The organism is Yersinia proxima, assembly GCF_902170785.1.
GTDB lineage: Bacteria > Pseudomonadota > Gammaproteobacteria > Enterobacterales > Enterobacteriaceae > Yersinia > Yersinia proxima.
In genome coordinates, this window is record NZ_CABHYG010000007.1 from 1 (window position 1) to 26,017 (window position 26,017).

A 26,017-nucleotide genomic window follows, 5' to 3' on the forward strand; every position below is an offset into this window, starting at 1 on the left:
GCGGGGGCCGGATTTGAACCGACGACCTTCGGGTTATGAGCCCGACGAGCTACCAGGCTGCTCCACCCCGCGTCCGATTGAGCGCACTATACTCTGGATGAGATCTGTTGCAAGTAGTTTTGCCACTTAATTATGGTAAAAATGGTTTTTCGATTAATTTATCAACTATCTGTTTCCTTTTTCCCCACAGCAGCATCAAGGGATTTTTTTCTGCATGCTGATTCCTTTATCTATAGGCGTTTGTTATCGTTCGCCGGTAGATAAAATCCGGTAGATAAAAGTAAGTAAGAGAAGAGAAGGCGTGAAATGACAAGTCGTTGGGGCAAATACCTACTGAGTGGAATAATGATTACTGTTCTGGCCGGTTGCCAATCTCGGCCAACCGATCGTGGGCAGCAATATAAAGATGGGCGTTTGGAGCATCCACTGGAGTTAGTGAATGAACCACACGCAACAGGTAAGCCAGTCAACGCCAAAGATTTCTCTGATCAGGTGAAAGTGATTAACCAATCTTCACCGGGTTTGTATAACCGCAACAGCAGCACATTCAATGCGGTGGAAAATTGGATGTTAGCCGGAGCAGATACCAGTAAGTTAAGTCTGTTTGGTTTGAATGCTTATCAGATGGAAGGTGTGGATAATTTCGGTAATGTACAATTTACCGGTTACTACACGCCGGTGCTTCAGGCTCGCTATACCCCACAAGGCGAATTCCGCCACCCACTTTATCGTATGCCTGCGAAAGGAAAACGTCGCCTACCTGATCGCGCAGCTATATATGCGGGCGCATTAGATGATAAAAATTTAGTTATCGCCTACACCAATTCGCTGGTAGATAACTTTATGATGGAAGTGCAGGGCAGTGGATATGTTGATTATGGTGATGGGCGACCACTGACTTTCTTCGGTTATGCAGGGAAGAATGGTCATGCTTATCGCAGTATTGGCAAAGTGCTGATTGACCGTGGGGAAGTGGCAAAAGCGGATATGTCGATGCAAGCTATCCGTCATTGGGCTGAAACTCACAGTGAAGCTGAAGTCAGGGAGTTATTAGAGCAGAACCCATCCTTTGTCTTCTTCAAACCGGAAATGTATGCGCCGGTAAAAGGAGCCAGTGCTGTGCCATTGATTGCTAAAGCCTCGGTTGCCTCCGATCGTTCACTGATTCCGCCGGGCACGACCCTGTTGGCCGAAGTTCCTTTATTGGATAATCAGGGTAAATTCACCGGACAATATCAGATGCGCTTGATGGTGGCACTGGATGTCGGTGGCGCGATTAAAGGCCAACATTTTGATATTTATCAGGGGATTGGTCATGAAGCAGGTCAGGCCGCTGGTTTCTACAACCATTATGGCCGCGTTTGGGTGTTAAAAAATGCACAAAGTAATGGGCCGCTGTTTACTGCTTATCAAAGTGGCAAAGCAACAGCTCAATCAGGTGATGGTTCCTCACTATTAGTCAGGAATCAAGGCCAGTAGGTCAGCGGTTGATGTGATTGATTCTACTCTTTCTCAGGCGGCCAATTGGCCGCTTTTGTATTCGTATTATTTCTACAGGTTATAAAGGTAAGTAAGTTATGAAGGTAGCAAGTCTATGAACACAGCCTATTCCGAATCTTATCAACAGCGATTTGGTGGTATTGCTCGTCTTTATGGGCAGCAAGCGCTGACACTTTTTTCGCAAGCGCATATTTGTGTTATCGGTATCGGTGGCGTGGGTTCATGGGCAGCTGAAGCACTGGCACGTACAGGTATTGGTGCGATCACCTTGATTGATATGGATGATGTTTGCGTCACAAATACTAATCGTCAGATCCATGCTTTACGCAGCAATGTCGGGCAGGCCAAAACAGAAGTGATGGCAGAGCGTATTTTAGCTATCAATCCTGAATGCCAAGTGACTTGTATTGATGATTTTATTACTGCTGATAATGTTGCCGAGCTTTTAGATAAAAACTTTAGCTATGTTATTGATGCTATTGATAGTGTTCGCCCCAAAGCAGCACTGCTGTCCTATTGCCGTCGGTATAAAATCCCGGTAGTGACCACCGGTGGTGCCGGCGGGCAAATTGATCCGACTCGCATTGAGGTAGTGGATCTGGCGAAAACCATTCAGGATCCGTTAGCGGCGAAGTTGCGTGAAAGGCTGAAGAATGATTTTAACGTGGTGAAAAACAGCAAAGGCAAATTGGGAATCGACTGTGTGTTCTCCAGTGAGCCATTAGTTTACCCGCAAAGTGATGGTTCGGTGTGTGCGTCGCGCAGCACTGCTGAAGGGCCGAAGAAGATGGATTGTACCTCCGGTTTTGGTTCGGCCACGATGGTCACCGCCACGTTTGGCTTTGTTGCCGTTTCTCATGCATTGAAGAAAATGATGGCGAAAGCCGCCCGTCAGGGGCAGTAGCCATCATTGCACATATTTAGCCGCAATCGCCCGCACACCCTGCGCCAGTGCTTGTAAACCGCTGGCGCGCGAGGTACTTAATTGCTGCCGTAACCCCAATTGGTCAAACAGTGCCAAGGGATCTTCTGCCAGTACCTGTTGGGGAGTTTTGCCTTCCACCGCTGTCAGAATAACGGCCAGCAACCCACGAACAATGCGGCCCTCGCTATCACCGTAGAAATGTAAGCGACCATCCGATAAGAGCTCATATCCCAGCCACACGCGGTTTTCACACCCCTTTAGTTCCAGTTCATTTTGCTTTAATGATTCGGGCAATGGCGGTAGTTGTTTGGCCAGCAAGATTAACTGGCGGTAGCGGTCTTCCCACTGTTTATAAGCGCTGAATGTCTCAAGCAGATGAGCGGCAGTGATATCGTGACCAAACGGGTGTGGGGCAATCATTATTTTTTCTCTTGTTAACGACGTTAATCTTGCAATAATTCCAGTGCCTTAGCGATCGCCGTGCACAAAGTTTCAATGTCGCTTGCTGTATTATAAGGCGCAAATGAGGCGCGCAGGCTACCGCTTATCCCCAATGCTGCCATTAATGGTTGAGCACAATGTTGTCCAGCGCGTAGCGCGATTCCTTGTTCTGCCAATAAAGTCACTAAATCGCTGTGATGAACGCCATCAAAAGTGAATGCCAGCAAACTTGATTGCTGGCAACGGAAACTACGAAAACCCGGCAATTGAGCCAGTTTATTCTCCGCTAATGTCGCCAGGTTTTGGCTATAAATTTCGGCTTCGTCCAGGTCGATATGTTCGAGCCAACTAAGTACTGCCGATAAACCAATCACGCCAGCAATATTAGGAGTCCCGGCTTCAAAGCGGTAGGGCACTTCGTGGGGGGTAAAACCGCCGAATGAGGCATGGGTTAGCATTTTACCGCCACCTTGCCAGGCAGGCATTTCTTTTAGCAGTTCAGATTTGCCATACAGTACGCCAATACCGGTTGGCCCATACAATTTGTGGGCGGAAAAAGCATAAAAATCAATATCAAGCGCTTGAACATCTGCTGGACTATGAACAATGCCTTGCGCGCCATCGACCATAACGACGCAGCCATGTTGATGAGCGAGTTCAATGGCTTCTGCTAATTGTGGACGACCACCTGTCACATTAGACATCTGACCTAACGCCAGGATACGGGTTTTATTGCTAAATAACTGCGGCAATAACGATAGGTTGGGTAGATGATCCATACCGATAGGCAACTTAATGATTCGAGCACCCGTTTGTTCGGCAACCATAAGCCAGGGTATTAAGTTGGCATGATGTTCTGCCTCGCTAACAATAATTTCATCCCCAGCGCGTAGGTGAGGGCGTGCATAGCTTTGCGCTACCAGATTAATGGCTTCAGTCGTACCGCGAGTCCATATGATATTTTCTGCGTCTGGCGCATTGATAAAGTCAGCTACCTGCTGGCGGGTCTCTTCAAAACGAGCGGTCAATGACAACGCCGATTGATGTTGACTACGATGCACCGTTGCGGCGTCTTGCTGATAAAATAACTGGGTCGCTTCAATCATAGCGTGCGGTTTCAGAGCCGTCGCTGCGCTGTCCAGATAGATTATTTCATCGTTAATTGCCGGGAATTCCTGGCGAAAATCCGTTGGATTAAAAGACTTCATTCTGTTGTTCGCATCCTTTGGTTCACTTCGGAACTGTCTCATTTTAGCCACAATTAGCCCACTAATGGCCTTGGTAGCTGGCAATATGTCTCAAGCGGGTTATGCTGAATAGTAACGGACATAACCATTTGTCTGGTAATGGAAACGATTTTTTTAGCATTTTAATCTGCAAGGAGTCACCCATGAAAAAGACAGCTGCCGTAATCTCTGCACTTATGCTCACTTTTACCTTAGCAGCGTGTTCAAGCAACTATGTCATGCACACTAATGATGGTCGCACTATCGTTGCTGATGGTAAACCTAAAGTAGATGATGAAACTGGGATGATAAGCTATACCGATGCCAATGGCACCGAACAGCAAATTAATCGTTCAGAAGTCAAAGAAATGGCTGAGGGCAAATAGTTAGACTGCGAAGTTGTTCTCAAAAAGAAGCCTGATCCGGTTTGGAAACCCGCTACAACAACTTAAATTTAAGCATAACTATGTGCAATGCAAAGTGGCGCTTACATTTAGTTTTTGAAAAAATAAGCAGGCTCTGAAAATAAGGCAAAAAAAAAGCACCGCGAAAATAGCGGTGCTGCATAAAATCACTATGGACAGACAGGGTAAATGTACAGGAAGTGAAAAAAAACAGTAGCATAGCTACTATGTCTGGCACACCAGACCATTTGCAAACACAACATCACAACCACAAAGCCAAAAGCAATTCAGTACCTGGATACTAAACCTACTTTTCGTTCCGGCTTGGGAAGTGCCGCCACTATAGGTATTTGCTGGCGCATCATCAACGGACAATTTATAATGTCTCGGATTACAAAAACTAATAAGTAAACAAAGGGTTTCATCTGAAGATGAGCCGTTATAAAAAAGTATCCAATTCATGTCAAAACGATTACCACCACTGAACGCCTTGCGGGTCTTCGATGCGGCCGCACGCCACCTGAGTTTTACTAAAGCGGCTGATGAATTATTTGTCACGCAAGCCGCTGTTAGCCACCAGATAAAATCACTGGAGGATTTTCTCGGACTAAAACTGTTCCGTCGGCGTAACCGTTCTTTGCTGCTGACCGAAGAAGGGCAGAGTTATTACCTCGATATCAAAGAGATTTTTACCTCCATCAATGAAGCCACTCGTAAATTGCAGGCACGTAGTGCTAAAGGTGCTCTGACCGTCAGTCTTCCCCCCAGTTTTGCTATCCAATGGTTGGTTCCTCGTCTGTCTGGATTTAATGCGGCTTATCCGGGCATTGATGTCAGAATTCAGGCGGTAGACCGAGAAGAGGATAAACTTGCTGATGACGTCGATGTGGCGATATTTTATGGTCGGGGAAATTGGACAGGCTTGCGCACTGAACGCCTGTATGCCGAATTCTTGCTTCCTGTTTGTGCTCCCAGCCTGTTGATGGGCGAGAATGGATTAAAAGTACCGGCAGATCTGGCTAATCACACACTATTGCATGATACTTCCCGCCGGGATTGGATGGCATATACCCGTCAATTGGGTGTACCGCAGATTAACGTACAACAAGGCCCAATATTCAGCCACAGTGCGATGGTAGTTCAGGCCGCTGTTCATGGGCAAGGTATTGCGTTGGTGAATAACGTTATGGCGCAATCTGAGATTGAAGCGGGCCGATTGGTGTGCCCGTTTAGTGATGTGCTAGTGAGTAAAAATGCTTTTTATCTGGTTTGTCATGACAGTCAGGCAGAACTGGGTAAAATAGCCGCCTTTCGTCAGTGGATACTGGCAAGAGCAGCTAGCGAACAGGAAAAGCTGCGCTTTCGCTACGAAAACTAATTTTAATGATTCCCAAACGATATTAATTCAAGGTTAATGGCGATGAATGGTCGTTTAATGCTGATATTTGCTGCCCTGAGCGGGTTTTTCTATGTTGCTTTTGGTGCCTTTGGGGCGCATGTATTGAGTGCCTCTTTGGGGGCGAATGAAATGGCTTGGGTTCATACCGGGCTGGAGTATCAGGGATTCCATACACTGGCTATCCTGGCACTCGCTGTTGCCATGCAACGGCAGATAAGTATTTGGTTTTACTGGAGTGGAGCCTTGTTAGCGCTCGGAACGCTACTCTTTAGTGGCAGTTTATACTGCCTGGCTCTATCGCACCTGAAACTATGGGTATATATCACGCCAGTAGGCGGAGTATGTTTTCTGGCGGGATGGATTTTGATGTTGATTGGCGCGCTGCGTCTAAGAAAAAGGGCAGAACGCCATGAATAATAAAATTGCTTTATATTGCCGCTCAGGTTTTGAGAAAGAGTGTGCGGCGGAAATTACCGCCAAAGCAGCACAGCTCGAAATTTTTGGTTTCGCGCGGGTAAAAGAAAATAGCGGTTATGTGCTGTTTGAATGTTATCAGTTGGAAGATGCAGATCGTTTGATTCGTGAAGTGCCATTCCGCGAATTGATTTTCGCCCGCCAAATGATGGTTGTGGGCGAGCTACTGAAAGATTTACCGCCGGAAGATCGCGTATCACCAATTGTTGGTATGCTAACCGGTGTTGTCGAGAAAGCCGGTGAGCTGCGAGTTGAAGTTGCTGACACCAATGAAAGCAAAGAGTTACTTAAGTTTTGCCGTAAGTTGACGGTGCCATTGCGTAATGCAATGCGTGAGCAAAAAATTCTGTCTGCTCGTGAGAATCCTCATCGGCCAGTGGTGCATGTATTCTTTATTGCATCGGGTTGCTGTTATGTCGGTTATTCTTATAGCAACAATAATTCCCCGTTCTATATGGGGATCCCGCGCCTTAAGTTCCCATCTGATGCCCCAAGCCGTTCAACTCTTAAACTGGAAGAAGCATTCCATGTGTTTATCCCTGCAGACGAATGGGAAGAGCGTTTAGCCAGTGGTATGCATGCTGTCGATTTAGGAGCTTGTCCCGGTGGTTGGACTTATCAGTTAGTCCAACGAAGCATGATGGTTCAGGCCATTGATAATGGTTCTATGGCGCAAAGTTTGATGGATACCGGGCAGGTTACGCATCATCGTGTGGATGGCTTTAAATATGAACCAACACGCAGCAATATTTACTGGTTAGTATGCGATATGGTGGAAAAACCAGCCAAAGTCACCCAACTTATTATCAAATGGCTAGTTAATGGTTGGTGCCGCGAGGCGATCTTCAATCTGAAATTACCAATGAAAAAGCGTTTTGAAGTTGTTTCGGAGAATCTGGAAATGATTGATGAACAGCTAAAAGAAAATGGTATTAATGCCCATATTCAGGCTAAGCAGCTCTATCATGACCGCGAAGAAGTTACTGTGCATGTACGGCGTATTTGGTCTGGTGTGCCAGGCCGCCGTGATGAGCGTTTTTAAAATTTGGTGATATATACCCTAAATAATTCGAGTTGCAGGAAGGCGGCAAGGGAGATAACCCCGATGAGCTTACTGTCGTAAGTGATTCGGGTTATTGAGCGTAGCTAACGCACATGCAGCTTGAAGTATGACGGGTATACACGCAAGGGGCCAGATGGCCCCTTCATTTTTATGTAGATATCACCGATTCAAACGTAGCTGCTGTAAGTTGCCACTTAATGGCAAATCAGTTTTCAGTGTCGCTATTTGCTTGCAAATAAAGGCTATTTCTTGATGCTGTTGCAACTTTTTACGCCATTTCTCTGGCACCGAGTCTAGCTCCTGATAGAGTTCCTCGAGACTGCTGGCTTGTTGCAGTAACAGTGCGGCAGTTTTTGCTCCAATACCGGCGACTCCCGGAATTTTACTGCTACTGATCCCAGCGAGCCCCCAGTAGTCAGGTAATTGGTGCGGCAAAACGCCAAACTCCTGCTTTACAAATGGCATATCCAACCAGCGTTTTTGGAAGTAATCACGAATCTGAACATTCGGTGCCAATAGTTGGCAGTAGCCTTTGTCGGTTGAAACAATAGTAACCTGATGCCCGGCTCCGCCAATTTTTATCGCCAACGTTGCAGCAAGGTCATCTGCTTCATTGCCCGGCGAGCTCCAGCAATTAACCCCCAATGAGTGAAATGCTTCACGGATCAGCGGCATCTCTTGCTGCAGATTATCTGGCATTGGTGAACGGCCCGCTTTGTAATCTGGCAGAGATTGATGACGCCAGCTATCCGAACGATCATCTTCATCAAAAACGGCAACAGCATGTGTTGGCTGGCTATGTGAAATTAGCTGTTGCAGCGCATGCTGGCAAGCATTCACACAAGGTGAACCTTGCACCGCATGAATGCGGCGAATCAGATTAAGGGCATCGACAATAAGAAGGTGGATTTGCATGGACTGTCTTAAAACCTATCCCGTAAGGGCTATTTTATTGGTACTACTTTGCTATAAAGAGCGAAACTAACGGTGCTCAAATAACCTTCAGATAGCGCCAGCCGAAAGTCAGTGCCAACGCTACCTCTGAGGGCTATTTATTCTTTAACTACAGATTTCATAGCAAGGTGTATAAGCACTGCCTGGTAACTTCATCCGTTGTTGGGTAATAAAACCTTGCAACAGTTGGTCCATATGTTTCATCAGTAAAGGGTCACCATGTAACTTGAATGGCCCATGAGCTTCAATGGCATGGATACCCACTTCTTTGACATTACCCGCAACAATACCTGAGAAAGCGCGGCGTAATGCGGCAGCTAATCTCTCAGGGGGTTGATTGTGGGACAAGTCCAGATTAGCCATGTTCTCATGAGTCGGCTCAAAAGGAAGCTGCAAGTCCGGTTCGATACGCATAGACCAGTTGAAGCTATAAGCATCACCGGTATTACGGCGATTTTCTTTCACCAATGGCATCGCTTTTTTCATCTGACGAGCGACTTCATCCGGGTCATCAATAATTATCTGGTAGTATTTGCGTGCTTCATCACCCAGAGTGTTCATGATGAATTCATCCACGACGCTGAAGTAATCTGCACTCTCTTTTGGCCCGGTTAGGATTAGGGGTAAAACCTGCTCCTTATTATGCGGGTTCATTAGAATACCTAACAAATAGAGCAACTCTTCTGCTGTTCCCACGCCACCCGGGAAAATAATGATGCCGTGGGCGATACGAACAAAGGCCTCTAACCGTTTCTCAATGTCTGGCATGATAATCAGTTCATTGACTAATGGATTTGGTGGCTCTGCAGCAATGATTGACGGTTCGGTCATACCGATAAAGCGGCCTTGTCTGTAACGTTGTTGGGCATGACCCACAGCCGCACCTTTCATTGGTGCTTCCATGGCTCCCGGCCCACAACCGGTGCAGATATTTAATTCACGCAAACCCAATTGGCTGCCGACTTTACGGGCATACAAGTATTCGGTTTCATTGATTGAATGGCCGCCCCAGCACACAATCATATTCGGATCTTCATCAAGATGTAGGGCTCGGGCATTGCGCAAAATTGAAAAGACCAAATTGGTCAAATGGCTGGAGCTTTCCATATTCAGATGTTGGAAACGCCCGGCGTTTACGATTTGACCATTCACAAACAGAATGTCACGCAAGACTGCGAACAGGTTTGCCTGCAAAGAGCGAATAATTTTACCATCAACAAAAGCATGCTCTGGTGGATTAACCAGTTCGAGTTTTACACCGCGTTCGCGGCGCAGCACATTGATATCAAAGGTTTCATTGCGAGATAAAAGCTCTTTACTGTTATCGGTCAGGCTACCTGAGTTGAGAACAGCCAATGAGCAATTACGGAATAAGCGGTACAGATCACTGCTGGCTGTACGTTTGAGCATATCCACTTCAAGCTGTGATAACAGATCCATTGAGCCGAGTGGGCTGACATGTGTAATCAAAGTTACTCCTTTACACCCCTGAGGGTGGTAGTGCCTGTGTATCAGAGTGCTGCTTTCTGTTTTCCGTGGAATATCAGAGAGGCCACTAAGTATCCATTACTGATTTTTATACTGAAAATAGCATAAGGAACCTATAAATAACCTTAACGTTGTCGCTCACTTTTTGCCAATACTAACGTGCTGCTGGTGATAAAGTTGCGCAGGTGTACGCATTTATTGTCGCGCCAGGCGGCCGGTTAATGGCACAAAATCAGTATTGGAACGCCATGGATTGATATCCAGCCCTCCGCGACGGGTGTAGCGCGCATAAACTGACAGTGTCTCAGGCCGACAGAAACGCATAATGTCATTGAAAATGCGTTCGACACATTGCTCGTGAAACTCATTATGATGGCGGAAAGAGATCAGATAGCGCAGTAAGGCTTCGCGGTTAATTTGCGGGCCACTGTAGCTGATTTGGACTGAGCCCCAATCTGGTTGGTGGGTTATCAGGCAGTTAGATTTGAGTAAATGGCTAACCAAACTTTCTTCCACACGGTTTTTACCCGCAGCACCTTGTAGATAATCGGCATTGAACTCATAGCTATCGATATGGATATCTTGCTCATCCAGACATTCTCCCGAGAAGTTGGCTATCGGTTTATGTGTCATTTCATTCAGATGATATAGCGTGACACTCACTTCTCCTTGAGCACAGGCGGATAAATCCTGTTGCAAAGTGGTGCGTACACTTTCCCAGTCAGTAAATGCAGTTTGATTAAAACTGTTGAGGTAAAGTTTAAAACTCTTTGACTCAATAAGATTAACGCTATCAGCATTTAGGCTAATTTCACCCACAGCAACTTGTGGTAAGCCCTTACTGTTTAGCCAGGATAGCTCATACAATGTCCAGATATCAGCGCCATGAAAGGGCAGGTTATCGGGATATAAACCGAGAGGTTCGCGGTTCATACTGCGTGGCACGGCCTGCAATAAGGTCACGTCGTAGTGATCGCAATAGGCGGTGGGTTTGCCCAGCGTCAGTTCCGCCAGAGCCTTGTGGTCTTGATATGAAGACATGCTGTTCCCATGATGAGAGAAAGGTACAATAGCTGTAGTTTATCAATTAATGCCGCGTTTAACTGCATTTCTAAGTAGGGCAATGCCTTTTACCTGGATGCAGCGCAAGCCGCCGCGATACAGAGAATAAGAATGGATCAGAACGTTTCAACGGCACTCAAGAGCTTTACTCAGCGCTATATTGACTTATGGCAGCAGAAAACTGGGCGGCCACCTGCCAGTGAGGAGCTCTATGGGGTTCCTTCTCCCTGTAATATAGAAACTCAGGATAATCAGGTGTTCTGGTTGCCGCAGCCTTTTGTAGGCGGTGCCAATCTTGCCAATATTGAACGGGCACTGGAGATTCAGCTTCATCCAGATATCCATGAGTTTTATACCCAGCAATATGCCGGGGACATGAAAGCTGATTTAGGTGATCACCGCTTTACCTTGCTTCAGGTCTGGAGTGAAGACGATTTCATTCGTTTACAGGAAAATCTCATTGGCCATCTGGTGACACAGAAAAGGCTGAAACTCTCACCGACTCTGTTTTTAGCGACAACGGAATCGGAAATGACCATGGCTTCACTGTGTAATGTCAGTGGCAATGTGGTGTTAGAGGAGTTTGGTAGCGGTAAACGGACATTACTGGCATCGACTCTTGCTCATTTTCTGGATGCATTACGTCCTGTATTTACTGAATAAAGATAAGATTATTGCCTATTCAAGCATAGCGTGTGTGAGACATCTCGCACACGCGCTGTGAGACATCACTTCTATTCCTTTTATGTGAAATTATTGTATTAGATTTATCTTCAATAAAATCATTTTGTTATAAACGTTCATTTTTTTATATATAAAAGCATCGCTCCCATTCTCCTTACAGTACCTTGTCTCTCTTTGTCGATTAAGCGATCCTTTACTCGCCCGATAGGATCTGGCGGAAAGGAGGGTATCAGGATGGTGCCACTTCAGGATGAAGAACACAGGGACTGCTTAGGATGAGTGAAGGGATGTTTCAGGAAGAAACAAAGGACACCTCCAGGATGGAGATTGAGAGCCAGTTCAGGATGATTGGTGGGTTAGGATAACTTCAGGATTGACGCCGGGATGGTGTAGAACAATGCGACGGATTGCTGGTTAGGATAACCGCACGGAAAAGTTTTCAAGGATTGAGCAGGGAGCATCACTTTTAGCTGGATTGCTATGAAACGAATAGAGGGGTACTGGTAAAACAGTACCCCTTTTTTTATCTTCATTTTGCTCAATACACTTCTGTCGACCAGGGGGGGAGTTTGGGCATCTTGTTCTTCAATGGTATGCTTGGCCGCCGTTGAACCAGCCCGGTGAATGGTTATTTTTTGGTTGAGAGCATAATCATGAATACAGAAAATCAGGTGCGCCAGAGCCTACAGAATATCGAGCTTGCCATGCGAGCCATTGATCTTTGGCAATCAGTTCCACCACAAGCCGAGGCTTTTGAAAGTAATGAGCCTTTTAGCATTGATACCATGGATGCTGAGCAGTGGTTGCAATGGGTACTTATCCCTCGGATGTATGCATTGTTGGAATCGAAAGGGCCACTCCCCACGCGTTTTGCTATTACACCCTATTTTGAAGAAGCGCTGACTGGTGAGGGGCGCCCAGATTGCACCTTGCTGCTGGTAGAATTACAGCGCCTCGATGACCTGCTGAATAAAGAAAATCACTAATGCTGGAAATACTCTATCAAGACGAACATATAGTTGCGGTAAATAAACCTGCCGGCTGGTTAGTTCACCGCAGTTGGCTGGATAGCAATGAAACCGTATTTGTCATGCAAACAGTACGTGATCAAATTGGCCAGCATGTTTATACAGTTCATCGCCTGGACCGCCCGACATCGGGTGTACTGCTAATGGCGCTGTCCAGCGATGTGGCTCGTGCCCTTTCGTTGCAATTTGAACAACATCAAATTCAGAAAGTTTATCATGCAGTTGTTCGTGGATATGTGTTAGACGATGGCACTATTGATTATGAGATGACTGAAGAGCTAGACAAGATTGCGGATAAATTCGCTCGCCCCGATAAGGCACCACAGCCTTCAGTGACCCATTATCAGGCCCTGGCTCAAGTAGAAGTACCTATTGCCATTGGGCGCTATGATACTGCGCGCTATAGTTTAATGGAGTTAAAACCAGAAACAGGCCGCAAACATCAACTTCGCCGGCATATGGCGCATATTCGCCACCCGATCATCGGTGATAGCACCCACGGCGATTTGCGTCAGAATCGTGGGATTGCAGAGCATTTTGATTGCTCACGACTCATGCTTCATGCCAGCCATTTGTATCTGAATCATCCTGTAACTGGAGTGCCACTCAGTTTGACTGCGCGTTGGGATGAGTCCTGGCATCATCTGATGTCACACTTTGGTTGGCTGGGTATTGTCCCTCATCTTGAAAAGGTTGAGTTTGCGGCAACAGCGAGTCAGGATAGCGCGTAACTTTTCTCGTTAAAGGAAATATCTTTTATGGCTCAGGTCGGGATTTTTGTCGGCACTGTGTACGGCAACTCACTGCTAGTCGCAGAAGAAGCTGAGAGTATACTGAAAGAACAAGGGCATGAGGTTAAAGTGTTCGATGAGGGCACGTTAGAGGCCTGGCAGTATTATCGTCAACATTATGCACTGGTGGTAACTTCGACAACCGGACAGGGTGATTTCCCAGATAGCATTGCTTCGCTTTTTGTCGCTGTCCGTGATCAGGTTGGATTCCAGCCAGAATTGCGTTATGGCATCATTGCGTTGGGTGACAGCAGTTATGATAACTTCTGCGGAGCCGGGCGCGCATTTGATGAATTACTGCAAGAGCAGGGCGCGACACGCATTGGCGAAAGGCTAGAGATTGATGCCATTGAACATCCGGAACCTGAGGTTGTTTCAGCTTCTTGGGTGGAGCAATGGGGTCGTCTACTTCAATAACTGTTTATTTCAATAATTATACCCACCATGCTTTAACTCGAACTATTTAGGGTATTAATTCTTTACTCATGAAGTTGCAGGTGAGAGCGATGTTTATTCACCTGCAACCCCCATGACTTTAGTGATACAACCTACGCCACTGATTTAGCGACCGCTGGTTAGTTTTTCCAGGTCAGCTTCAATCTCGGCAATCTTATTAGTCACTACACTCTCTAAATGACGTAAGTCATCCAGAATCTTACGTTTCAAATCAACTTCAACTTGATCGCGTTTACACAGTTGATCAAGTTCATCAATGACATAGCGTAGATTTGGGTTGATTTCATTGATTTCTTTATAGCCATGACCCGCATTATCAGCAACCACAGTTTTGCGTTGGCGTGGGTATTTGAACTTCACACTCTTAGCAAAAAATTCACCTTTATCTTTGCGGAAGTAAATTTTCAGAATGTCGTTATTGGCCTCCTGACGCAGGCTATAGCGATCGACATCTTCTGGTTGTGTGATTCCTAAGCTTTTCAGATTGTCATACATAGCGCCACCTTTTTAGTTTTATATTCCACAGTTTATGATTATGACGGTAATTTTCGCCAAAGAATGTGATTAACCCACAAGGCAAAAAAATAGCGGGGATTAGCCCGCTATTTTTAATCTTAGTCGATAGTGCGTAATAACTCATTGATGCCGACTTTTCCGCGGGTCTTCGCGTCAACTTTCTTCACGATAACCGCGCAGTACAGGCTATAGCTGCCGTCTTTCGATGGTAAATTACCCGAAACAACGACCGAGCCTGCGGGAACACGACCATAATGGATTTCGCCTGTTTCGCGATCATAAATACGGGTGCTTTGACCGATAAATACGCCCATGGAAATAACTGAGCCTTCTTCAACGATAACCCCTTCGACCACTTCTGAACGTGCGCCGACAAAGCAGTTGTCTTCGATAATAGTTGGGTTAGCTTGCAGTGGCTCCAACACGCCACCAATACCAACACCACCAGACAAGTGAACGTTCTTACCGATTTGTGCGCAAGAACCCACAGTTGCCCATGTGTCGACCATGGTGCCTTCGTCAACAAAAGCCCCGATATTAACGTAGGAAGGCATTAGTACAGTATTGCGCGCAATGAATGCGCCCTTACGCACGGTTGCCGGTGGTACTACACGGAAGCCTTCACGTTGGAAACGGGCTTCATCATAGCCAGCAAATTTCATTGGGACTTTATCGTAGTAACGCGTTTCTGCACCTTCCATGACTTGATTGTCATTGATGCGAAAAGATAGCAGCACGGCTTTTTTCAGCCACTGATGGGTAACCCACTGACCGTCAATCTTTTCTGCAACCCGCAGAGCACCGGTATCCAGTAAATCAATTACATGGTTAATCGCTTCGCGCGTGACGGTATCAACATTCGCCGGAGTTATATCTGCACGGCGTTCGAAAGCGGTTTCAATAACGTTCTGTAGTTGCTGCATACTGTTCTCTTTCCTGATGTTTTTACCCTTTGCTTGAAGCCATTGCAGTGTAAGCAATAACGTCAATGATCTTGGGTGGTCGATTGTAAGAAAATTAATGACTAAAAAGTTATTTGTATCACAGTTTATCGTTCGGATTGAGGGTATCTGTCAACCGTTGTGCTAATTCACGACGCGTTTCAATGCTTAAAGCACGGCGATCCTTATCAGCTAACACAAATAAATCCTCAACACGCTCGCCGATTGTGGTGATACGCGCACTATGCAGTGATAACCCTAAATCAGCGAAAATGTCACCGACGCGTGCCAGTAAGCCTGGCTGGTCTAGAGCAATAAGCTCCAGATAAGTCCGGCGTTCGTTGTGCGTTGGTAAGAAGTTGGTTTCAGTCGGTACACTGAAATGACGTAATTTGGGCGATAAACGTCTTACCCGTGGGTGTTGATAGTTTTGCCGGGTCATCGCTTGCTGCAAGGCATGGATGATTATAGGGTGCCTATCTTGCGCTAATGGGCTGCCATCAGGTTCCAATACAATGAAGGTATCCATCGCCATGCCATCCCGGTTGGTAAAAATCTGTGCGTCATGGACACTCAGGTTGCGGCGATCTAGCTCACCAACTACGGCGGCAAATAACGACGGGCGATCAGGGCACCAGATAAAGATTTCAGTCCCACCACGAGTTGCCTGGCGGCTTACCAATACCAATGGTTTTGTTGAGTCATGTTCCAGTAGATGGCGAGCATGCCAGGCTAATTGATTGGGTGAATGACGCAGGAAATAATCCGCCCGACAGCGGCTCCAGATATGGTGCAGCGCTTCTTCATCAATATTATCCATGCGCAGCAGTGCTAACGCCTGAAGCCGATGATGGCGGACGCGTTCACGTAAATCCGGGCTGTTTTGCATACCGCGACGCAGCTGTTTCTCTGTAGCGAAATAAAGTTCGCGCAGCAGGCTTTGTTTCCAGCTATTCCACAGGTTTTCATTGGTGGCACAAATATCAGCTACTGTCAGGCTGACTAAATAGCGCAAGCGGGTTTCACTTTGTACTTCTGCTGAAAATTGCTGAATAACCGCCGGGTCTTGAATATCCCGACGTTGAGCGGTTACTGACATTAATAAATGGCAACGGACTAGCCAGGCAACAAGCTGTGCCTCGCGGGAGTTCAGCCCATGCTGCTCGGCAAATTCCAGTACATCGTGCGCGCCCAATATGGAATGATCTCCCCCCCGTCCTTTGGCGATATCGTGGAACAGTGCTGCCAGTAACAACAATTCCGGTTGAGGCAAGCGCGGATAAAGTTCGACACAAAGAGGGTGACGCGGGCGGGTGGCTTCATCGGCAAAACTTTCGAGTTTAAGTAACACTCGGATTGTATGTTCATCGACGGTATAAGCATGAAACAGGTCAAACTGCATCTGCCCGACAATACTGCCCCACTGCGGCATATAAGCCCACAGCACACTGTGGCGATGCATAGGTAATAGCGCTCGGGAAACGGCACCCGGATGGCGTAAAATGGCCATAAACAGTTTGCGTGCTTCAGGGATATTACATAATGGCTGCTTCAGGTGCCGGCGCGCATGGCGTAAACGACGTACCGTGGTGGAGTAAATACCTTTAATATCCTGATTGCGCACCATGAGATAAAACATGCGCATAATGGCTTCAGGTTTCTCAACAAAGAGATTTTCATCACGCAAATCGATTAAATCGCCACGTAATTGAAATTCATCATCCAGCGGCCGCGGTTTCTCATTGGCATCCAGCGCCAATATGGCTTCATCAAATAGCTGTAACAGCATGTTGTTCAGCTCACTGACCCGGCGAGTCATACGATAAAAATCTTTCATCATGCGTTCGACTGGCTCATTCCCTTCGCCCTGATATTGCAAAAGTTGGGCAACACTCAGTTGGCGGTCAAACAGCAGGCGGTTATCGTAGCGGGTGAGTACCAAATGTAAGGCAAAGCGGATACGCCACAAAAAACTTTGGCTTTCAATCAGTTCGTTGCGCTCGGCTTTAGTGAGAAAACCAAAATCAACCATCTCACTTAATGACGTCGCGCCAAAATGGCGGCGGGCAACCCACTGAAGAGTATGAATATCCCTTAATCCACCGGGGCTGCTTTTGATATCCGGTTCCAGATTATAACTGGTGCCGTGATAACGTTTATGCCGCTCTTGTTGCTCCACCACTTTGGCATGGAAAAATTTTGGCGAGGGCCAGAAATTATCGCTGAAAATATGTTTTTGCATCTGTAGGAATAGAGCAACATCGCCACAAATGAGGCGCGATTCAATCATATTGGTAGCAACAGTGAGGTCAGCCAAGCCTTCCAGCAAACACTCTTCCAGTGTGCGTACACTATGGCCAACTTCCAGTTTCAGATCCCAGAGTAAGGTGATCAACTGGCCGACGCGCTGCGCGTGTTCATCATTAAGCCGCTGTTTGGACAGAATCAGCACATCAATATCTGAAAGCGGGTGCAGCTCGCCGCGGCCGTAACCACCGACGGCGACCAGAGCGGTTTCTGGCACGTCATCGAAGCCATAGAATGTCCACAGTCGGCCTAACAGGCGATCAATGTAATCACTGCGCGCAGCAATTAATGTCTCCGCGCTGATTCCTCCATTGAATGCATCCGCCAACCAGGACTGGAAAGTCTCCAATCGTTGCTTAAGTTCTGGGCAATTAAGCTCGCTATCAAGATATGTTGTCGGTGATGTGGGCTGCTCAGGAATGACCTTCGTTACCACGGGAGGTACAGAGTGCTCGGTGTGATTGTCAGACATATGCTTACCCGGTAAAAGACGCAGCCCATAAAAAAGCCGGCGGCTGCCGGCTTATCATTATTACTCGTGCGTTATGATGTTGGGGATGGTGTCATCCTTGCGCAACGTCATTATTTCGCAGCCGTTATCAGTTACCACAATAGTATGCTCATACTGCGCCGACAAGCTGCGATCTTTAGTTTTTACTGTCCAACCGTCTTTCATGGTGCGGATGCGGTAATCGCCAGCATTGACCATAGGTTCAATGGTGAAAGCCATACCGGCTTGCAGCACAACGCCACCATCATCAGCATCATAATGCAGAACCTGTGGCTCCTCATGGAAACCTTCACCAATGCCGTGACCACAATATTCACGCACCACTGAGAAGTTTTCTGCTTCTACAAACTTCTGGATTTCTTTGCCCAAGGTGCGCAGACGGATGCCCGGTTTAACCATTTTGATGGCCAGATACAGGCTCTCTTGTGTCACACGGCACAAGCGCTCACCAAGAATGGTTGGCTTACCGACAATAAACATTTTTGATGTGTCGCCATGAAAACCATCTTTAATCACGGTAACGTCAATATTGACGATATCGCCATCTTTCAGGACTTTTTCGTCACTTGGAATACCGTGGCAGATAACTTCATTTACCGAGATACAGACTGATTTCGGAAAACCGTGATAACCGAGACAAGCTGAAATGGCTTGCTGGTGGTTGGTGATATGGTCGTGACAAATACGATCAAGTTCGCCAGTGGTGACGCCTGGTTTGACGTGAGGCTCAATGATTTCCAGCACTTCAGCAGCCAAGCGGCCAGCAACGCGCATTTTTTGAATATCTTCAGGTGTTTTGATTGAGATTGCCATGCAAAAGTGTCCGTAGGGGCTATAAATGACCAGCCGCCGTTAGTAAATAGGTATAAATAAGCAGGTGAATATCGATTAATAAAAAATTTACGCTAAAAATCTGCGCTAATGGTATCAGCCCTGCAATTTACTGCCAAACTTTCGTTTGCGCTGACGAGACTAAATTCAACAAAAGTTGGTGTGTTGTGGCTGTTTATGGTATAAAGCGCGCCGGCGAACCGCACTCTCTTCCCGGACATGTTCTGGTAGGAAAGTGTCGTTTAGTCGAGTAATACCAATCGCACTCATATGTGTAAATAACACACACGTGTCGACACATACGCCGGGGTGCCCTAAAGTTTTTGATTATCATCAATCTCTTATGGGGTCGGCGTTATGGGACACGTGGAGGCATAACCCCAACTGATACTATAGAGGTTTTAATCATGGCAACTGTTTCCATGCGCGACATGCTCCAGGCCGGTGTTCACTTCGGTCACCAGACCCGTTACTGGAACCCGAAAATGAAGCCTTTCATCTTCGGCGCACGTAACAAAGTTCACATCATCAACCTGGAAAAGACCGTACCATTGTTCAACGAAGCTCTGGCTGAATTGAAAAAGATCTCTTCCCGTAAAGGTAAGATCTTGTTCGTTGGTACTAAACGCGCAGCAAGCGAAGCGGTAAAAGAAGCTGCCAACAACTGCGACCAGTTCTTCGTGAACCATCGCTGGTTGGGCGGGATGCTGACTAACTGGAAAACTGTTCGTCAGTCCATCAAACGTTTGAAAGATTTGGAAATCCAGTCTCAAGACGGCACCTTTGACAAGCTGACCAAAAAAGAAGCGCTGATGCGTACTCGTGAACTGAACAAGCTGGAAAACAGCCTGGGCGGTATCAAAGACATGGGCGGCTTACCAGACGCACTGTTCGTTGTTGATGCTGATCACGAACACATCGCTATCAAAGAAGCTAACAACCTGGGTATCCCGGTATTCTCTATCGTTGATACTAACTCCGATCCAGATGGCGTTGACTTCATCATCCCAGGTAACGATGACGCAATCCGTGCAGTTAAACTGTACCTGAGCGCTGTTGCTACTGCCGTCAATGAAGGTCGTTCTCAAGATCTGGCCGTTCAAGCGGAAGAAAGCTTCGTAGAAGCTGAATAATAAGTCAGGCTCGTCGTGAGCCCTTATTAACCAGGTATTGAATATGTTGGTTAGGGGGCCTTTTATAGGCCCCCTTTGCGTATCTAATGTGAGATCTTGTTTTCACAAGAGAACCGAGGAAATTGAAATGGTTGCTATTACCGCTGCTTTGGTAAAAGAACTGCGTGAGCGTACTGCCGCAGGCATGATGGAATGTAAAAAGGCGTTGGTTGAAGCTAACGGCGACATCGAGCTTGCCATCGACAATATGCGTAAATCTGGTCAGGCTAAAGCTGCCAAGAAAGCAGGCCGTATCGCTGCTGAAGGTATCATCCTGGCTAAAGTATCAGCCGACGGCAAATTCGGTGTGATTCTGGAACTGAACTGCGAAACTGACTTCGTTGCTAAAGATGCTGGCTTCAAAGCATTCGGCGAAGAAGTTATCAACGCAGCTCTGGCTGACAAAATCGCTGATATCGACGTTCTGAAAGCTAAGTTCGAAGAACAACGCGCTAACCTGGTTGCTAAAATCGGTGAGAACATCAACATTCGTCGTGTTGCTGTTCTGGAAGGCGATGTTCTGGGTACTTATCTGCACGGTGCACGTATTGGTGTTATGGTTGCGGCAACTGGCGCTGATGAAGAGCTGGTTAAGCACATTGCTATGCACATTGCTGCAAGCAAGCCTGAATACGTTAAGCCAGAAGATGTTCCTGCTGAAGTTGTTGCTCGCGAGCACCAAATCCAGTTGGACATCGCTATTGAATCCGGCAAACCACGTGAAATTGCTGAGAAGATGGTTGAAGGCCGTATGCGTAAGTTCACTGGCGAAGTTTCTCTGACTGGTCAGAACTTCGTTATGGACCCAAGCAAAACTGTTGGCGATCTGTTGAAAGAAAACAACGCTGACGTTGTAAACTTCATCCGCTTCGAAGTGGGCGAAGGCATTGAGAAAGTTGAGACTGACTTTGCTGCTGAAGTTGCAGCAATGAGCAAACAGTCTTAATGCTAAAAATGGGGCCGCCACCAGGCGGTTCCATTTTATCCATTCGATACCCGTTATACTTCAGGCTACAGGTGCGTTGACAGCCTCAATCTAGCCAGTTTTCAACGTGCAAAATTACCTGAAGTTCTGATGGTCAATTCCCCAATATTATTACTGCTGCTTAGGACAGAACACCATGGCAACCAATGCAAAACCCGTATATCAGCGTATCCTGCTTAAGCTTAGTGGCGAAGCCCTGCAAGGTGCAGAAGGTTTTGGTATCGACGCAAGCGTTTTGGATCGCATGGCTCAAGAAGTGAAAGAGCTGGTCGAATTGGGCATCCAGGTCGGTGTGGTAATTGGCGGTGGTAACTTATTCCGCGGTGCCGGTTTGGCACAAGCTGGGATGAACCGTGTAGTGGGCGACCACATGGGAATGCTGGCTACCGTAATGAACGGCCTGGCAATGCGAGATGCACTGCACCGTGCCTATGTGAACGCCCGCCTGATGTCTGCTATTCCACTTAATGGTGTGTGTGATAATTACAGCTGGGCTGAAGCAATCAGCCTGCTGCGCCACAACCGCGTGGTTATTTTTGCTGCGGGTACGGGTAACCCATTCTTCACTACAGATTCTGCGGCTTGCCTGCGCGGTATCGAAATTGAAGCCGATGTTGTGTTGAAAGCAACAAAAGTCGATGGGGTCTACTCCGCAGATCCGGTGAAAAATCCTGACGCAACACTGTACGAACAGTTAACCTATCAGGACGTTTTAGAGCGTGAGTTGAAAGTTATGGATCTGGCAGCCTTCACTTTGGCCCGTGACCACAACCTGCCAATTCGTGTCTTTAACATGAATAAACCTGGCGCTTTACGTCGCGTGGTGATGGGTGAGAATGAAGGGACGTTGATCACTAAAGAAGTGGCAGCGGTAGCTAAATAAGCGACTTCCCGCACTGTCAGGGGCATCTGAACTGAACGTTTGCCCCTTTAACCAGCAACTGTTGGTTTGTATATTCACCGGCTATACTTAAGTTATGGCCTGACAAGTAACCAGTTTTCAAGGGTTCACAACGTGATTAACGAAATTAGAAAAGATACCGAAGTACGCATGGAGAAATGCTTAGAAGTCTTCCAGAATCATATTAGTAAGATTCGTACTGGTCGCGCTTCTCCAAGCATTCTTGATGGCATTCAGGTTGAGTATTACGGCACTGCTACGCCATTGCGTCAGTTGGCTAACATCGTTGTTGAAGACTCCCGTACTCTGGCGTTGACCGTCTTTGACCGCAGCTTGAGCGCCGCCGTTGAGAAAGCAATCATGACCTCTGATTTAGGTCTGAATCCTTCTTCTGCGGGTACTGTTATTCGTGTTCCACTGCCAGCATTGACTGAAGAGCGTCGTAAGGACTTAATTAAAGTTGTTCGCGCAGAAGCAGAGCAGGGCAGGGTTTCTATCCGGAACGTGCGTCGCGATGCAAACGAAAAAGTGAAGGCTTTGTTGAAAGATAAAGAGATCAGTGAAGATGAAGATCGCCGTTCTCAAGATGATATACAAAAGCTGACCGATGCTTTCATCAAGAAAGTTGATGCAGCATTGGCGGCCAAAGAAACCGAGTTGATGGATTTCTAATCCTCGCCGACAGCAACATAGCGTCGCTTAGGCGGCGCTTTGTTTTTAGATGGCCCAATGTTTTATTGAATTGATGCTTCATTCAATCAATATGTCATTAAAACAAAATGTTATCGGCAGTAAAACGCCATAAGTTGGGTTTGGGGATAATCGTTATACTGCCTGCTATGCAGGTTGGTGAATGCCTCACCTATCATAAAAACAGTTATTCAGAGTACTCTCATGAAGCAACTGACTATTCTTGGTTCTACAGGTTCCATCGGCAACAGCACTCTGGGTGTTGTGCGCGCTAATCCCGAATTATTCAAAATCACCGCATTGGTAGCTGGTCGCAATGTCCACCAGATGGCACAACAATGTCTTGAATTTGCCCCCCGTTATGCATCCATGTCCGATGAAACCTCGGCTAAAGCGTTGCGCCTGTTATTGGCCGAAAATGGTTCACGAACTGAGGTTTATTCCGGCGAGAAAGCGGCGTGTGAACTGGCAGCGATAGACGATGTCGATCAGGTGATGGCCGCTATTGTCGGAGTCGCAGGATTGCCTTCCACGCTGGCGGCTATCCGTGCAGGTAAACAAGTATTACTGGCTAACAAAGAGTCGCTGATTACCTGCGGCAAGATTTTTATGGATGAAGTAAAGCATAGTCGCGCACAATTGCTGCCCATCGACAGTGAACATAATGCTATTTTTCAGAGTTTACCTGAAAAGGTTCAGTCTCAATTAGGCTATTCTTCACTGAGTGATAATGGTGTTTCCCGCATTATTTTAACAGGCTCTGGTGGCCCACTGCGTGAAACGCCACTAGCACAATTTGCAGATGTCACTCCAGATCAGGCTTGTGCTCATCCAAACTGGTCTATGGGACGTAAGATTTCAGTCGACTCTGCGACAATGATGAACAAAGGGCTAGAGTATATTGAGGCGCGTTGGTTATTTAACGCTAGCGCAGAACAGGTGGAGGTTATTTTACATCCTCAATCTGTTATTCACTCGATGGTGCGCTACCATGATGGCAGTGTATTGGCACAGATGGGCACCCCAGATATGCGGACACCTATTGCACATGCGATGGCGTATCCAATGCGTGTGAATTCAGGTGTTGCACCGCTGGATTTCTGCAAAATACGTGAACTGACGTTTGCTGAACCGGATTATCAACGTTATCCCTGCCTGAAGCTGGCTATCGATGCTTCTAATGCAGGTCAGGCCGCAACCACAGCACTGAATGCCGCCAATGAAATTTCTGTCATGGCATTTTTAGATTCGAGAATTCGTTTCACCGACATTGCAGTCATTAATCGTATTGTAGTGGAGCAGTTATCATTACCAGAGCCAGCCAGTGTAGATGAAGTATTGGTGATTGACCGTAAAGCCCGTGATGTAGCCGTTCAAGCAATAGCAAAACTGAATAATTAAAAGCCTCATTGGCTGATGTGGGAATTTGTTAGGGCAAGGCTGAGATGATATAGTCTGCACCGTCAATGGACAGATAGACTGTTGATTAGTGGCCCAATAGGTATTTAAACCGTCTATTTTGGCTGTCACTTAAGAAGCCGTGACTTGGTACACGGCTTTTTTTGTGCGCTTGCTGCCTAATGTTCGGGACGAACAATTGGTTTATTGAGGAAATGAGTTCGCATTATGTCGTCTGTAAATGAAGATAGGGCTAACTTGTCCCCCCTGACTCCACGTCATGTTGCCATCATCATGGATGGTAATGGGCGTTGGGCTAAAAAACAGGGTAAATTAAGAGTTTTCGGTCATAAAGCGGGAGTGAAATCGGTTCGTAGAGCGGTCAGTTTTGCCGCCACTCATCAGTTAGATGCGCTCACGCTTTATGCTTTTAGCAGTGAAAACTGGAATCGCCCTGCTCAAGAAGTCACCGCACTGATGGAGCTTTTTGTTCGTGCGCTGGACAGCGAAGTAAAAAGCCTGCATAAACATAATGTTCGTTTATCGATCATTGGTGATATCAGTCGATTTAGTGAACGTTTGCAGCAACGGATCCGTCGCTCAGAAGAGTTAACGGCAAATAATGACGGTCTGAGACTTAACATTGCTGCCAATTATGGTGGCCGTTGGGATATTATTCAGGGAGTGCGTCACTTAGCTGAACAGGTACAGCGAGGAGAATTGCAACCCAAAGATATCTGTGAAGAATCGCTAAACTCATATATCTGCCTGCATGAACAATCTGAGGTAGATTTAGTGATCAGAACCGGTGGTGAACATCGCATCAGTAATTTCTTGTTGTGGCAAATCGCCTATGCTGAACTTTACTTTACTGATGTACTCTGGCCTGATTTTGATGAACATGTCTTTGAAGGTGCGCTGAATGCATTTGCACAACGAGAGCGTCGCTTCGGGGGAACTACACCTATCGATGCCACTGCATCCTAGGGGGAACTTTTGCTGAAGTATCGTCTCATAACTGCTTTGATTTTGATTCCGGTTGTCATTGGTGCACTGTTCCTGCTTCCGCCGGTTGGTTTTGCTATTGTCACTCTCGTCGTCTGTATGCTTGCAGCGTGGGAATGGGGGCAATTAGCCGGGTTTGCCAGCCGTTCTCAGCGTATTTGGCTGGCCATACTTTGTGGCTTTTTACTGGTCTCAATGCTGCTTAGTGTACCAGCGTACCAGCATTCAGCTCATCTTCCACAAGTGAGTGTCCCTCTCTGGCTCTCTATGGGGTGGTGGATTGCAGCACTGCTGTTGGTACTAACCTATCCACGTTCAGCGGCAGTCTGGCGCGACTCCCGTCTATTACGTATAATTTTCGGCATTCTGACCATTGTCCCATTCTTCTGGGGTATGGTTGCATTGCGCCAGTATGGCTATGAACAGGATCACAATATCGGCGCCTGGTGGCTGCTGTATGTGATGCTCTTGGTGTGGGGAGCCGATTCTGGCGCTTACATGTTCGGTAAATTATTCGGTAAACATAAATTAGCGCCTAAAGTCTCACCGGGTAAAACGTGGGAAGGATTAATTGGCGGTTTACTGACATCAGCTCTGATATCATGGTTGTTTGGTCGATATGCTCCGTTGGATATCATCCCAGAAATACTGTTAATCTGTTCCGTGGTTGCGGCATTGGCCTCGGTACTCGGCGATTTGACCGAAAGTATGTTTAAACGTGAAGCGGGAATCAAAGACAGTGGTCATTTGATTCCTGGTCATGGTGGGATACTGGATCGTATCGATAGCCTGACCGCAGCTGTGCCGGTATTTGCCTGCTTAATGCTGTTAGTGTTTTAATCCGTCACTGACGGGGAGTTTAGGG

At 46.8% G+C, this 26,017-nt stretch carries 26 protein-coding genes; 17 read left to right on the forward strand and 9 right to left on the reverse strand.

Translation table 11 applies throughout. The features are described 5' to 3' along the window. The first annotated feature begins 306 nt into the window (after window positions 1-306). Together mltA and tcdA are read left to right on the forward strand one after the other, a co-directional pair. Window positions 307-1,479: a murein transglycosylase A gene (mltA, locus tag FTB31_RS06405; RefSeq protein ID WP_050078643.1), complete on the forward strand. Its 1,173-nt coding sequence runs from the start codon at window positions 307-309 to the stop codon at window positions 1,477-1,479. A 115-nt stretch (window positions 1,480-1,594) separates the two neighbouring features. Continuing rightward, window positions 1,595-2,404: a tRNA cyclic N6-threonylcarbamoyladenosine(37) synthase TcdA gene (gene tcdA / locus FTB31_RS06410; RefSeq protein ID WP_050078642.1), complete on the forward strand. Its 810-nt coding sequence runs from the start codon at window positions 1,595-1,597 to the stop codon at window positions 2,402-2,404. 3 nt (window positions 2,405-2,407) lie between these two features. Here the strand turns inward: tcdA and csdE are convergent, their stop codons facing one another. Both csdE and csdA read right to left on the reverse strand, forming a co-directional pair. Then, window positions 2,408-2,845 (reverse strand): cysteine desulfurase sulfur acceptor subunit CsdE, encoded by a 438-nt coding sequence (gene csdE / locus FTB31_RS06415; RefSeq protein WP_227731232.1) that lies wholly within the window; start codon window positions 2,843-2,845, stop codon window positions 2,408-2,410. A gap of 23 nt (window positions 2,846-2,868) precedes the next feature. Next, window positions 2,869-4,074 (reverse strand): cysteine desulfurase CsdA, encoded by a 1,206-nt coding sequence (csdA, locus tag FTB31_RS06420; protein ID WP_227731233.1) that lies wholly within the window; start codon window positions 4,072-4,074, stop codon window positions 2,869-2,871. A gap of 182 nt (window positions 4,075-4,256) precedes the next feature. On the opposite strand from csdA, the gene FTB31_RS06425 reads away from it, so the two are divergent. The 4 genes from FTB31_RS06425 (at window position 4,257) to rlmM (ending at window position 7,411) form a co-directional block, all read left to right on the forward strand. After that, complete coding sequence (locus FTB31_RS06425; protein ID WP_005166349.1) at window positions 4,257-4,478, forward strand: YgdI/YgdR family lipoprotein; 222 nt, start codon at window positions 4,257-4,259, stop codon at window positions 4,476-4,478. 478 nt (window positions 4,479-4,956) lie between these two features. Continuing rightward, a complete protein-coding gene (locus FTB31_RS06430) occupies window positions 4,957-5,874 on the forward strand; it encodes a transcriptional regulator GcvA (RefSeq protein WP_005166353.1) in 918 nt (305 codons plus the stop codon). Window positions 5,875-5,916: 42 nt separating this feature from the next. Next, the gene (locus FTB31_RS06435; protein ID WP_072081953.1) at window positions 5,917-6,312 is read left to right on the forward strand and encodes a DUF423 domain-containing protein; all 396 of its coding nucleotides are present in this window, start codon (window positions 5,917-5,919) and stop codon (window positions 6,310-6,312) included. Beyond that, window positions 6,305-7,411: a 23S rRNA (cytidine(2498)-2'-O)-methyltransferase RlmM gene (gene rlmM, locus FTB31_RS06440; RefSeq protein WP_077175354.1), complete on the forward strand. Its 1,107-nt coding sequence runs from the start codon at window positions 6,305-6,307 to the stop codon at window positions 7,409-7,411. Before FTB31_RS06435 ends, rlmM begins: the two co-directional genes overlap by 8 nt. 180 nt (window positions 7,412-7,591) lie before the next feature. On the opposite strand, the gene xni is transcribed toward rlmM, so the two are convergent. The 3 genes from xni to queF all read right to left on the reverse strand — a co-directional run bounded on the left by xni (window position 7,592) and on the right by queF (window position 10,915). Next, window positions 7,592-8,347, reverse strand: a complete 756-nt coding sequence (gene xni / locus FTB31_RS06445; RefSeq protein ID WP_077175355.1) for a flap endonuclease Xni — start codon at window positions 8,345-8,347, stop codon at window positions 7,592-7,594. Window positions 8,348-8,491: 144 nt separating this feature from the next. Continuing rightward, window positions 8,492-9,856: a nucleotide 5'-monophosphate nucleosidase PpnN gene (gene ppnN / locus FTB31_RS06450; protein WP_050078636.1), complete on the reverse strand. Its 1,365-nt coding sequence runs from the start codon at window positions 9,854-9,856 to the stop codon at window positions 8,492-8,494. 213 nt (window positions 9,857-10,069) lie between these two features. Then, window positions 10,070-10,915: an NADPH-dependent 7-cyano-7-deazaguanine reductase QueF gene (queF, locus tag FTB31_RS06455; RefSeq protein ID WP_077175356.1), complete on the reverse strand. Its 846-nt coding sequence runs from the start codon at window positions 10,913-10,915 to the stop codon at window positions 10,070-10,072. Between the two features lie 132 nt (window positions 10,916-11,047). On the opposite strand from queF, the gene syd reads away from it, so the two are divergent. The 4 genes from syd (at window position 11,048) to FTB31_RS06475 (ending at window position 13,856) form a co-directional block, all read left to right on the forward strand. Further along, window positions 11,048-11,599 (forward strand): SecY-interacting protein, encoded by a 552-nt coding sequence (gene syd, locus FTB31_RS06460; RefSeq protein WP_050078634.1) that lies wholly within the window; start codon window positions 11,048-11,050, stop codon window positions 11,597-11,599. A gap of 674 nt (window positions 11,600-12,273) precedes the next feature. Beyond that, entirely contained in the window at window positions 12,274-12,606 is a 333-nt protein-coding gene (locus tag FTB31_RS06465) for a YqcC family protein (RefSeq protein WP_050078633.1), read from the forward strand. Further along, complete coding sequence (gene truC, locus FTB31_RS06470; protein WP_077295467.1) at window positions 12,606-13,379, forward strand: tRNA pseudouridine(65) synthase TruC; 774 nt, start codon at window positions 12,606-12,608, stop codon at window positions 13,377-13,379. Before FTB31_RS06465 ends, truC begins: the two co-directional genes overlap by 1 nt. Before the next feature lie 27 nt (window positions 13,380-13,406). Further along, window positions 13,407-13,856: a flavodoxin gene (locus tag FTB31_RS06475; RefSeq protein WP_050078631.1), complete on the forward strand. Its 450-nt coding sequence runs from the start codon at window positions 13,407-13,409 to the stop codon at window positions 13,854-13,856. 144 nt (window positions 13,857-14,000) lie between these two features. On the opposite strand, the gene FTB31_RS06480 is transcribed toward FTB31_RS06475, so the two are convergent. The 4 genes from FTB31_RS06480 to map all read right to left on the reverse strand — a co-directional run bounded on the left by FTB31_RS06480 (window position 14,001) and on the right by map (window position 18,983). Next, a complete protein-coding gene (locus tag FTB31_RS06480; RefSeq protein ID WP_005164058.1) occupies window positions 14,001-14,390 on the reverse strand; it encodes a DUF3461 family protein in 390 nt (129 codons plus the stop codon). Window positions 14,391-14,509: 119 nt separating this feature from the next. Next, entirely contained in the window at window positions 14,510-15,334 is an 825-nt protein-coding gene (dapD, locus tag FTB31_RS06485; protein ID WP_004391708.1) for a 2,3,4,5-tetrahydropyridine-2,6-dicarboxylate N-succinyltransferase, read from the reverse strand. Window positions 15,335-15,452: 118 nt separating this feature from the next. Beyond that, window positions 15,453-18,131 (reverse strand): bifunctional uridylyltransferase/uridylyl-removing protein GlnD, encoded by a 2,679-nt coding sequence (glnD, locus tag FTB31_RS06490; protein WP_050078630.1) that lies wholly within the window; start codon window positions 18,129-18,131, stop codon window positions 15,453-15,455. A 60-nt stretch (window positions 18,132-18,191) separates the two neighbouring features. Then, window positions 18,192-18,983, reverse strand: coding sequence for a type I methionyl aminopeptidase (gene map, locus FTB31_RS06495; protein WP_050078629.1), 792 nt, complete (start codon window positions 18,981-18,983; stop codon window positions 18,192-18,194). A gap of 425 nt (window positions 18,984-19,408) precedes the next feature. Here map and rpsB point away from each other — a divergent pair, with 425 nt between their 5' ends. The 7 genes from rpsB to cdsA all read left to right on the forward strand — a co-directional run bounded on the left by rpsB (window position 19,409) and on the right by cdsA (window position 25,992). Beyond that, the gene (gene rpsB / locus FTB31_RS06500) at window positions 19,409-20,134 is read left to right on the forward strand and encodes a 30S ribosomal protein S2 (protein ID WP_004706703.1); all 726 of its coding nucleotides are present in this window, start codon (window positions 19,409-19,411) and stop codon (window positions 20,132-20,134) included. A 127-nt stretch (window positions 20,135-20,261) separates the two neighbouring features. Further along, window positions 20,262-21,119 (forward strand): translation elongation factor Ts, encoded by an 858-nt coding sequence (gene tsf, locus FTB31_RS06505; protein WP_050078628.1) that lies wholly within the window; start codon window positions 20,262-20,264, stop codon window positions 21,117-21,119. Between the two features lie 175 nt (window positions 21,120-21,294). Continuing rightward, window positions 21,295-22,041: a UMP kinase gene (gene pyrH, locus FTB31_RS06510; RefSeq protein ID WP_050078627.1), complete on the forward strand. Its 747-nt coding sequence runs from the start codon at window positions 21,295-21,297 to the stop codon at window positions 22,039-22,041. 132 nt (window positions 22,042-22,173) lie between these two features. Beyond that, window positions 22,174-22,731: a ribosome recycling factor gene (gene frr, locus FTB31_RS06515; protein ID WP_005164052.1), complete on the forward strand. Its 558-nt coding sequence runs from the start codon at window positions 22,174-22,176 to the stop codon at window positions 22,729-22,731. A gap of 222 nt (window positions 22,732-22,953) precedes the next feature. After that, a complete protein-coding gene (gene ispC, locus FTB31_RS06520; protein ID WP_050078626.1) occupies window positions 22,954-24,150 on the forward strand; it encodes a 1-deoxy-D-xylulose-5-phosphate reductoisomerase in 1,197 nt (398 codons plus the stop codon). A gap of 225 nt (window positions 24,151-24,375) precedes the next feature. Beyond that, entirely contained in the window at window positions 24,376-25,134 is a 759-nt protein-coding gene (gene ispU, locus FTB31_RS06525; RefSeq protein ID WP_050078625.1) for a (2E,6E)-farnesyl-diphosphate-specific ditrans,polycis-undecaprenyl-diphosphate synthase, read from the forward strand. 9 nt (window positions 25,135-25,143) lie between these two features. Further along, window positions 25,144-25,992 carry a phosphatidate cytidylyltransferase gene (gene cdsA, locus FTB31_RS06530; RefSeq protein WP_077295465.1) on the forward strand — a complete coding sequence of 283 codons (849 nt, stop codon included), beginning with the start codon at window positions 25,144-25,146 and terminating at the stop codon, window positions 25,990-25,992. Window positions 25,993-26,017 lie beyond the last annotated feature (25 nt).

Excerpts from the sequence above, each read along its gene's own strand:
- queF (WP_077175356.1), bottom strand. The coding sequence starts at position 10,915 with ATGTCTTCATATCAAGACCACAAGGCTCTGGCGGAACTGACGCTGGGC.
- csdA (WP_227731233.1), bottom strand. The coding sequence starts at position 4,074 with ATGAAGTCTTTTAATCCAACGGATTTTCGCCAGGAATTCCCGGCAATT.
- truC (WP_077295467.1), top strand. The coding sequence starts at position 12,606 with ATGCTGGAAATACTCTATCAAGACGAACATATAGTTGCGGTAAATAAA.
- tcdA (WP_050078642.1), top strand. The coding sequence starts at position 1,595 with ATGAACACAGCCTATTCCGAATCTTATCAACAGCGATTTGGTGGTATT.
- FTB31_RS06435 (WP_072081953.1), top strand. The coding sequence starts at position 5,917 with ATGAATGGTCGTTTAATGCTGATATTTGCTGCCCTGAGCGGGTTTTTC.
- pyrH (WP_050078627.1), top strand. The coding sequence starts at position 21,295 with ATGGCAACCAATGCAAAACCCGTATATCAGCGTATCCTGCTTAAGCTT.
- rpsB (WP_004706703.1), top strand. The coding sequence starts at position 19,409 with ATGGCAACTGTTTCCATGCGCGACATGCTCCAGGCCGGTGTTCACTTC.
- ispC (WP_050078626.1), top strand. The coding sequence starts at position 22,954 with ATGAAGCAACTGACTATTCTTGGTTCTACAGGTTCCATCGGCAACAGC.
- map (WP_050078629.1), bottom strand. The coding sequence starts at position 18,983 with ATGGCAATCTCAATCAAAACACCTGAAGATATTCAAAAAATGCGCGTT.
- ispU (WP_050078625.1), top strand. The coding sequence starts at position 24,376 with ATGTCGTCTGTAAATGAAGATAGGGCTAACTTGTCCCCCCTGACTCCA.
- FTB31_RS06465 (WP_050078633.1), top strand. The coding sequence starts at position 12,274 with ATGAATACAGAAAATCAGGTGCGCCAGAGCCTACAGAATATCGAGCTT.
- csdE (WP_227731232.1), bottom strand. The coding sequence starts at position 2,845 with ATGATTGCCCCACACCCGTTTGGTCACGATATCACTGCCGCTCATCTG.
- FTB31_RS06475 (WP_050078631.1), top strand. The coding sequence starts at position 13,407 with ATGGCTCAGGTCGGGATTTTTGTCGGCACTGTGTACGGCAACTCACTG.
- syd (WP_050078634.1), top strand. The coding sequence starts at position 11,048 with ATGGATCAGAACGTTTCAACGGCACTCAAGAGCTTTACTCAGCGCTAT.
- rlmM (WP_077175354.1), top strand. The coding sequence starts at position 6,305 with ATGAATAATAAAATTGCTTTATATTGCCGCTCAGGTTTTGAGAAAGAG.
- glnD (WP_050078630.1), bottom strand. The coding sequence starts at position 18,131 with ATGTCTGACAATCACACCGAGCACTCTGTACCTCCCGTGGTAACGAAG.
- tsf (WP_050078628.1), top strand. The coding sequence starts at position 20,262 with ATGGTTGCTATTACCGCTGCTTTGGTAAAAGAACTGCGTGAGCGTACT.
- mltA (WP_050078643.1), top strand. The coding sequence starts at position 307 with ATGACAAGTCGTTGGGGCAAATACCTACTGAGTGGAATAATGATTACT.
- FTB31_RS06480 (WP_005164058.1), bottom strand. The coding sequence starts at position 14,390 with ATGTATGACAATCTGAAAAGCTTAGGAATCACACAACCAGAAGATGTC.
- FTB31_RS06430 (WP_005166353.1), top strand. The coding sequence starts at position 4,957 with ATGTCAAAACGATTACCACCACTGAACGCCTTGCGGGTCTTCGATGCG.
- dapD (WP_004391708.1), bottom strand. The coding sequence starts at position 15,334 with ATGCAGCAACTACAGAACGTTATTGAAACCGCTTTCGAACGCCGTGCA.
- xni (WP_077175355.1), bottom strand. The coding sequence starts at position 8,347 with ATGCAAATCCACCTTCTTATTGTCGATGCCCTTAATCTGATTCGCCGC.
- FTB31_RS06425 (WP_005166349.1), top strand. The coding sequence starts at position 4,257 with ATGAAAAAGACAGCTGCCGTAATCTCTGCACTTATGCTCACTTTTACC.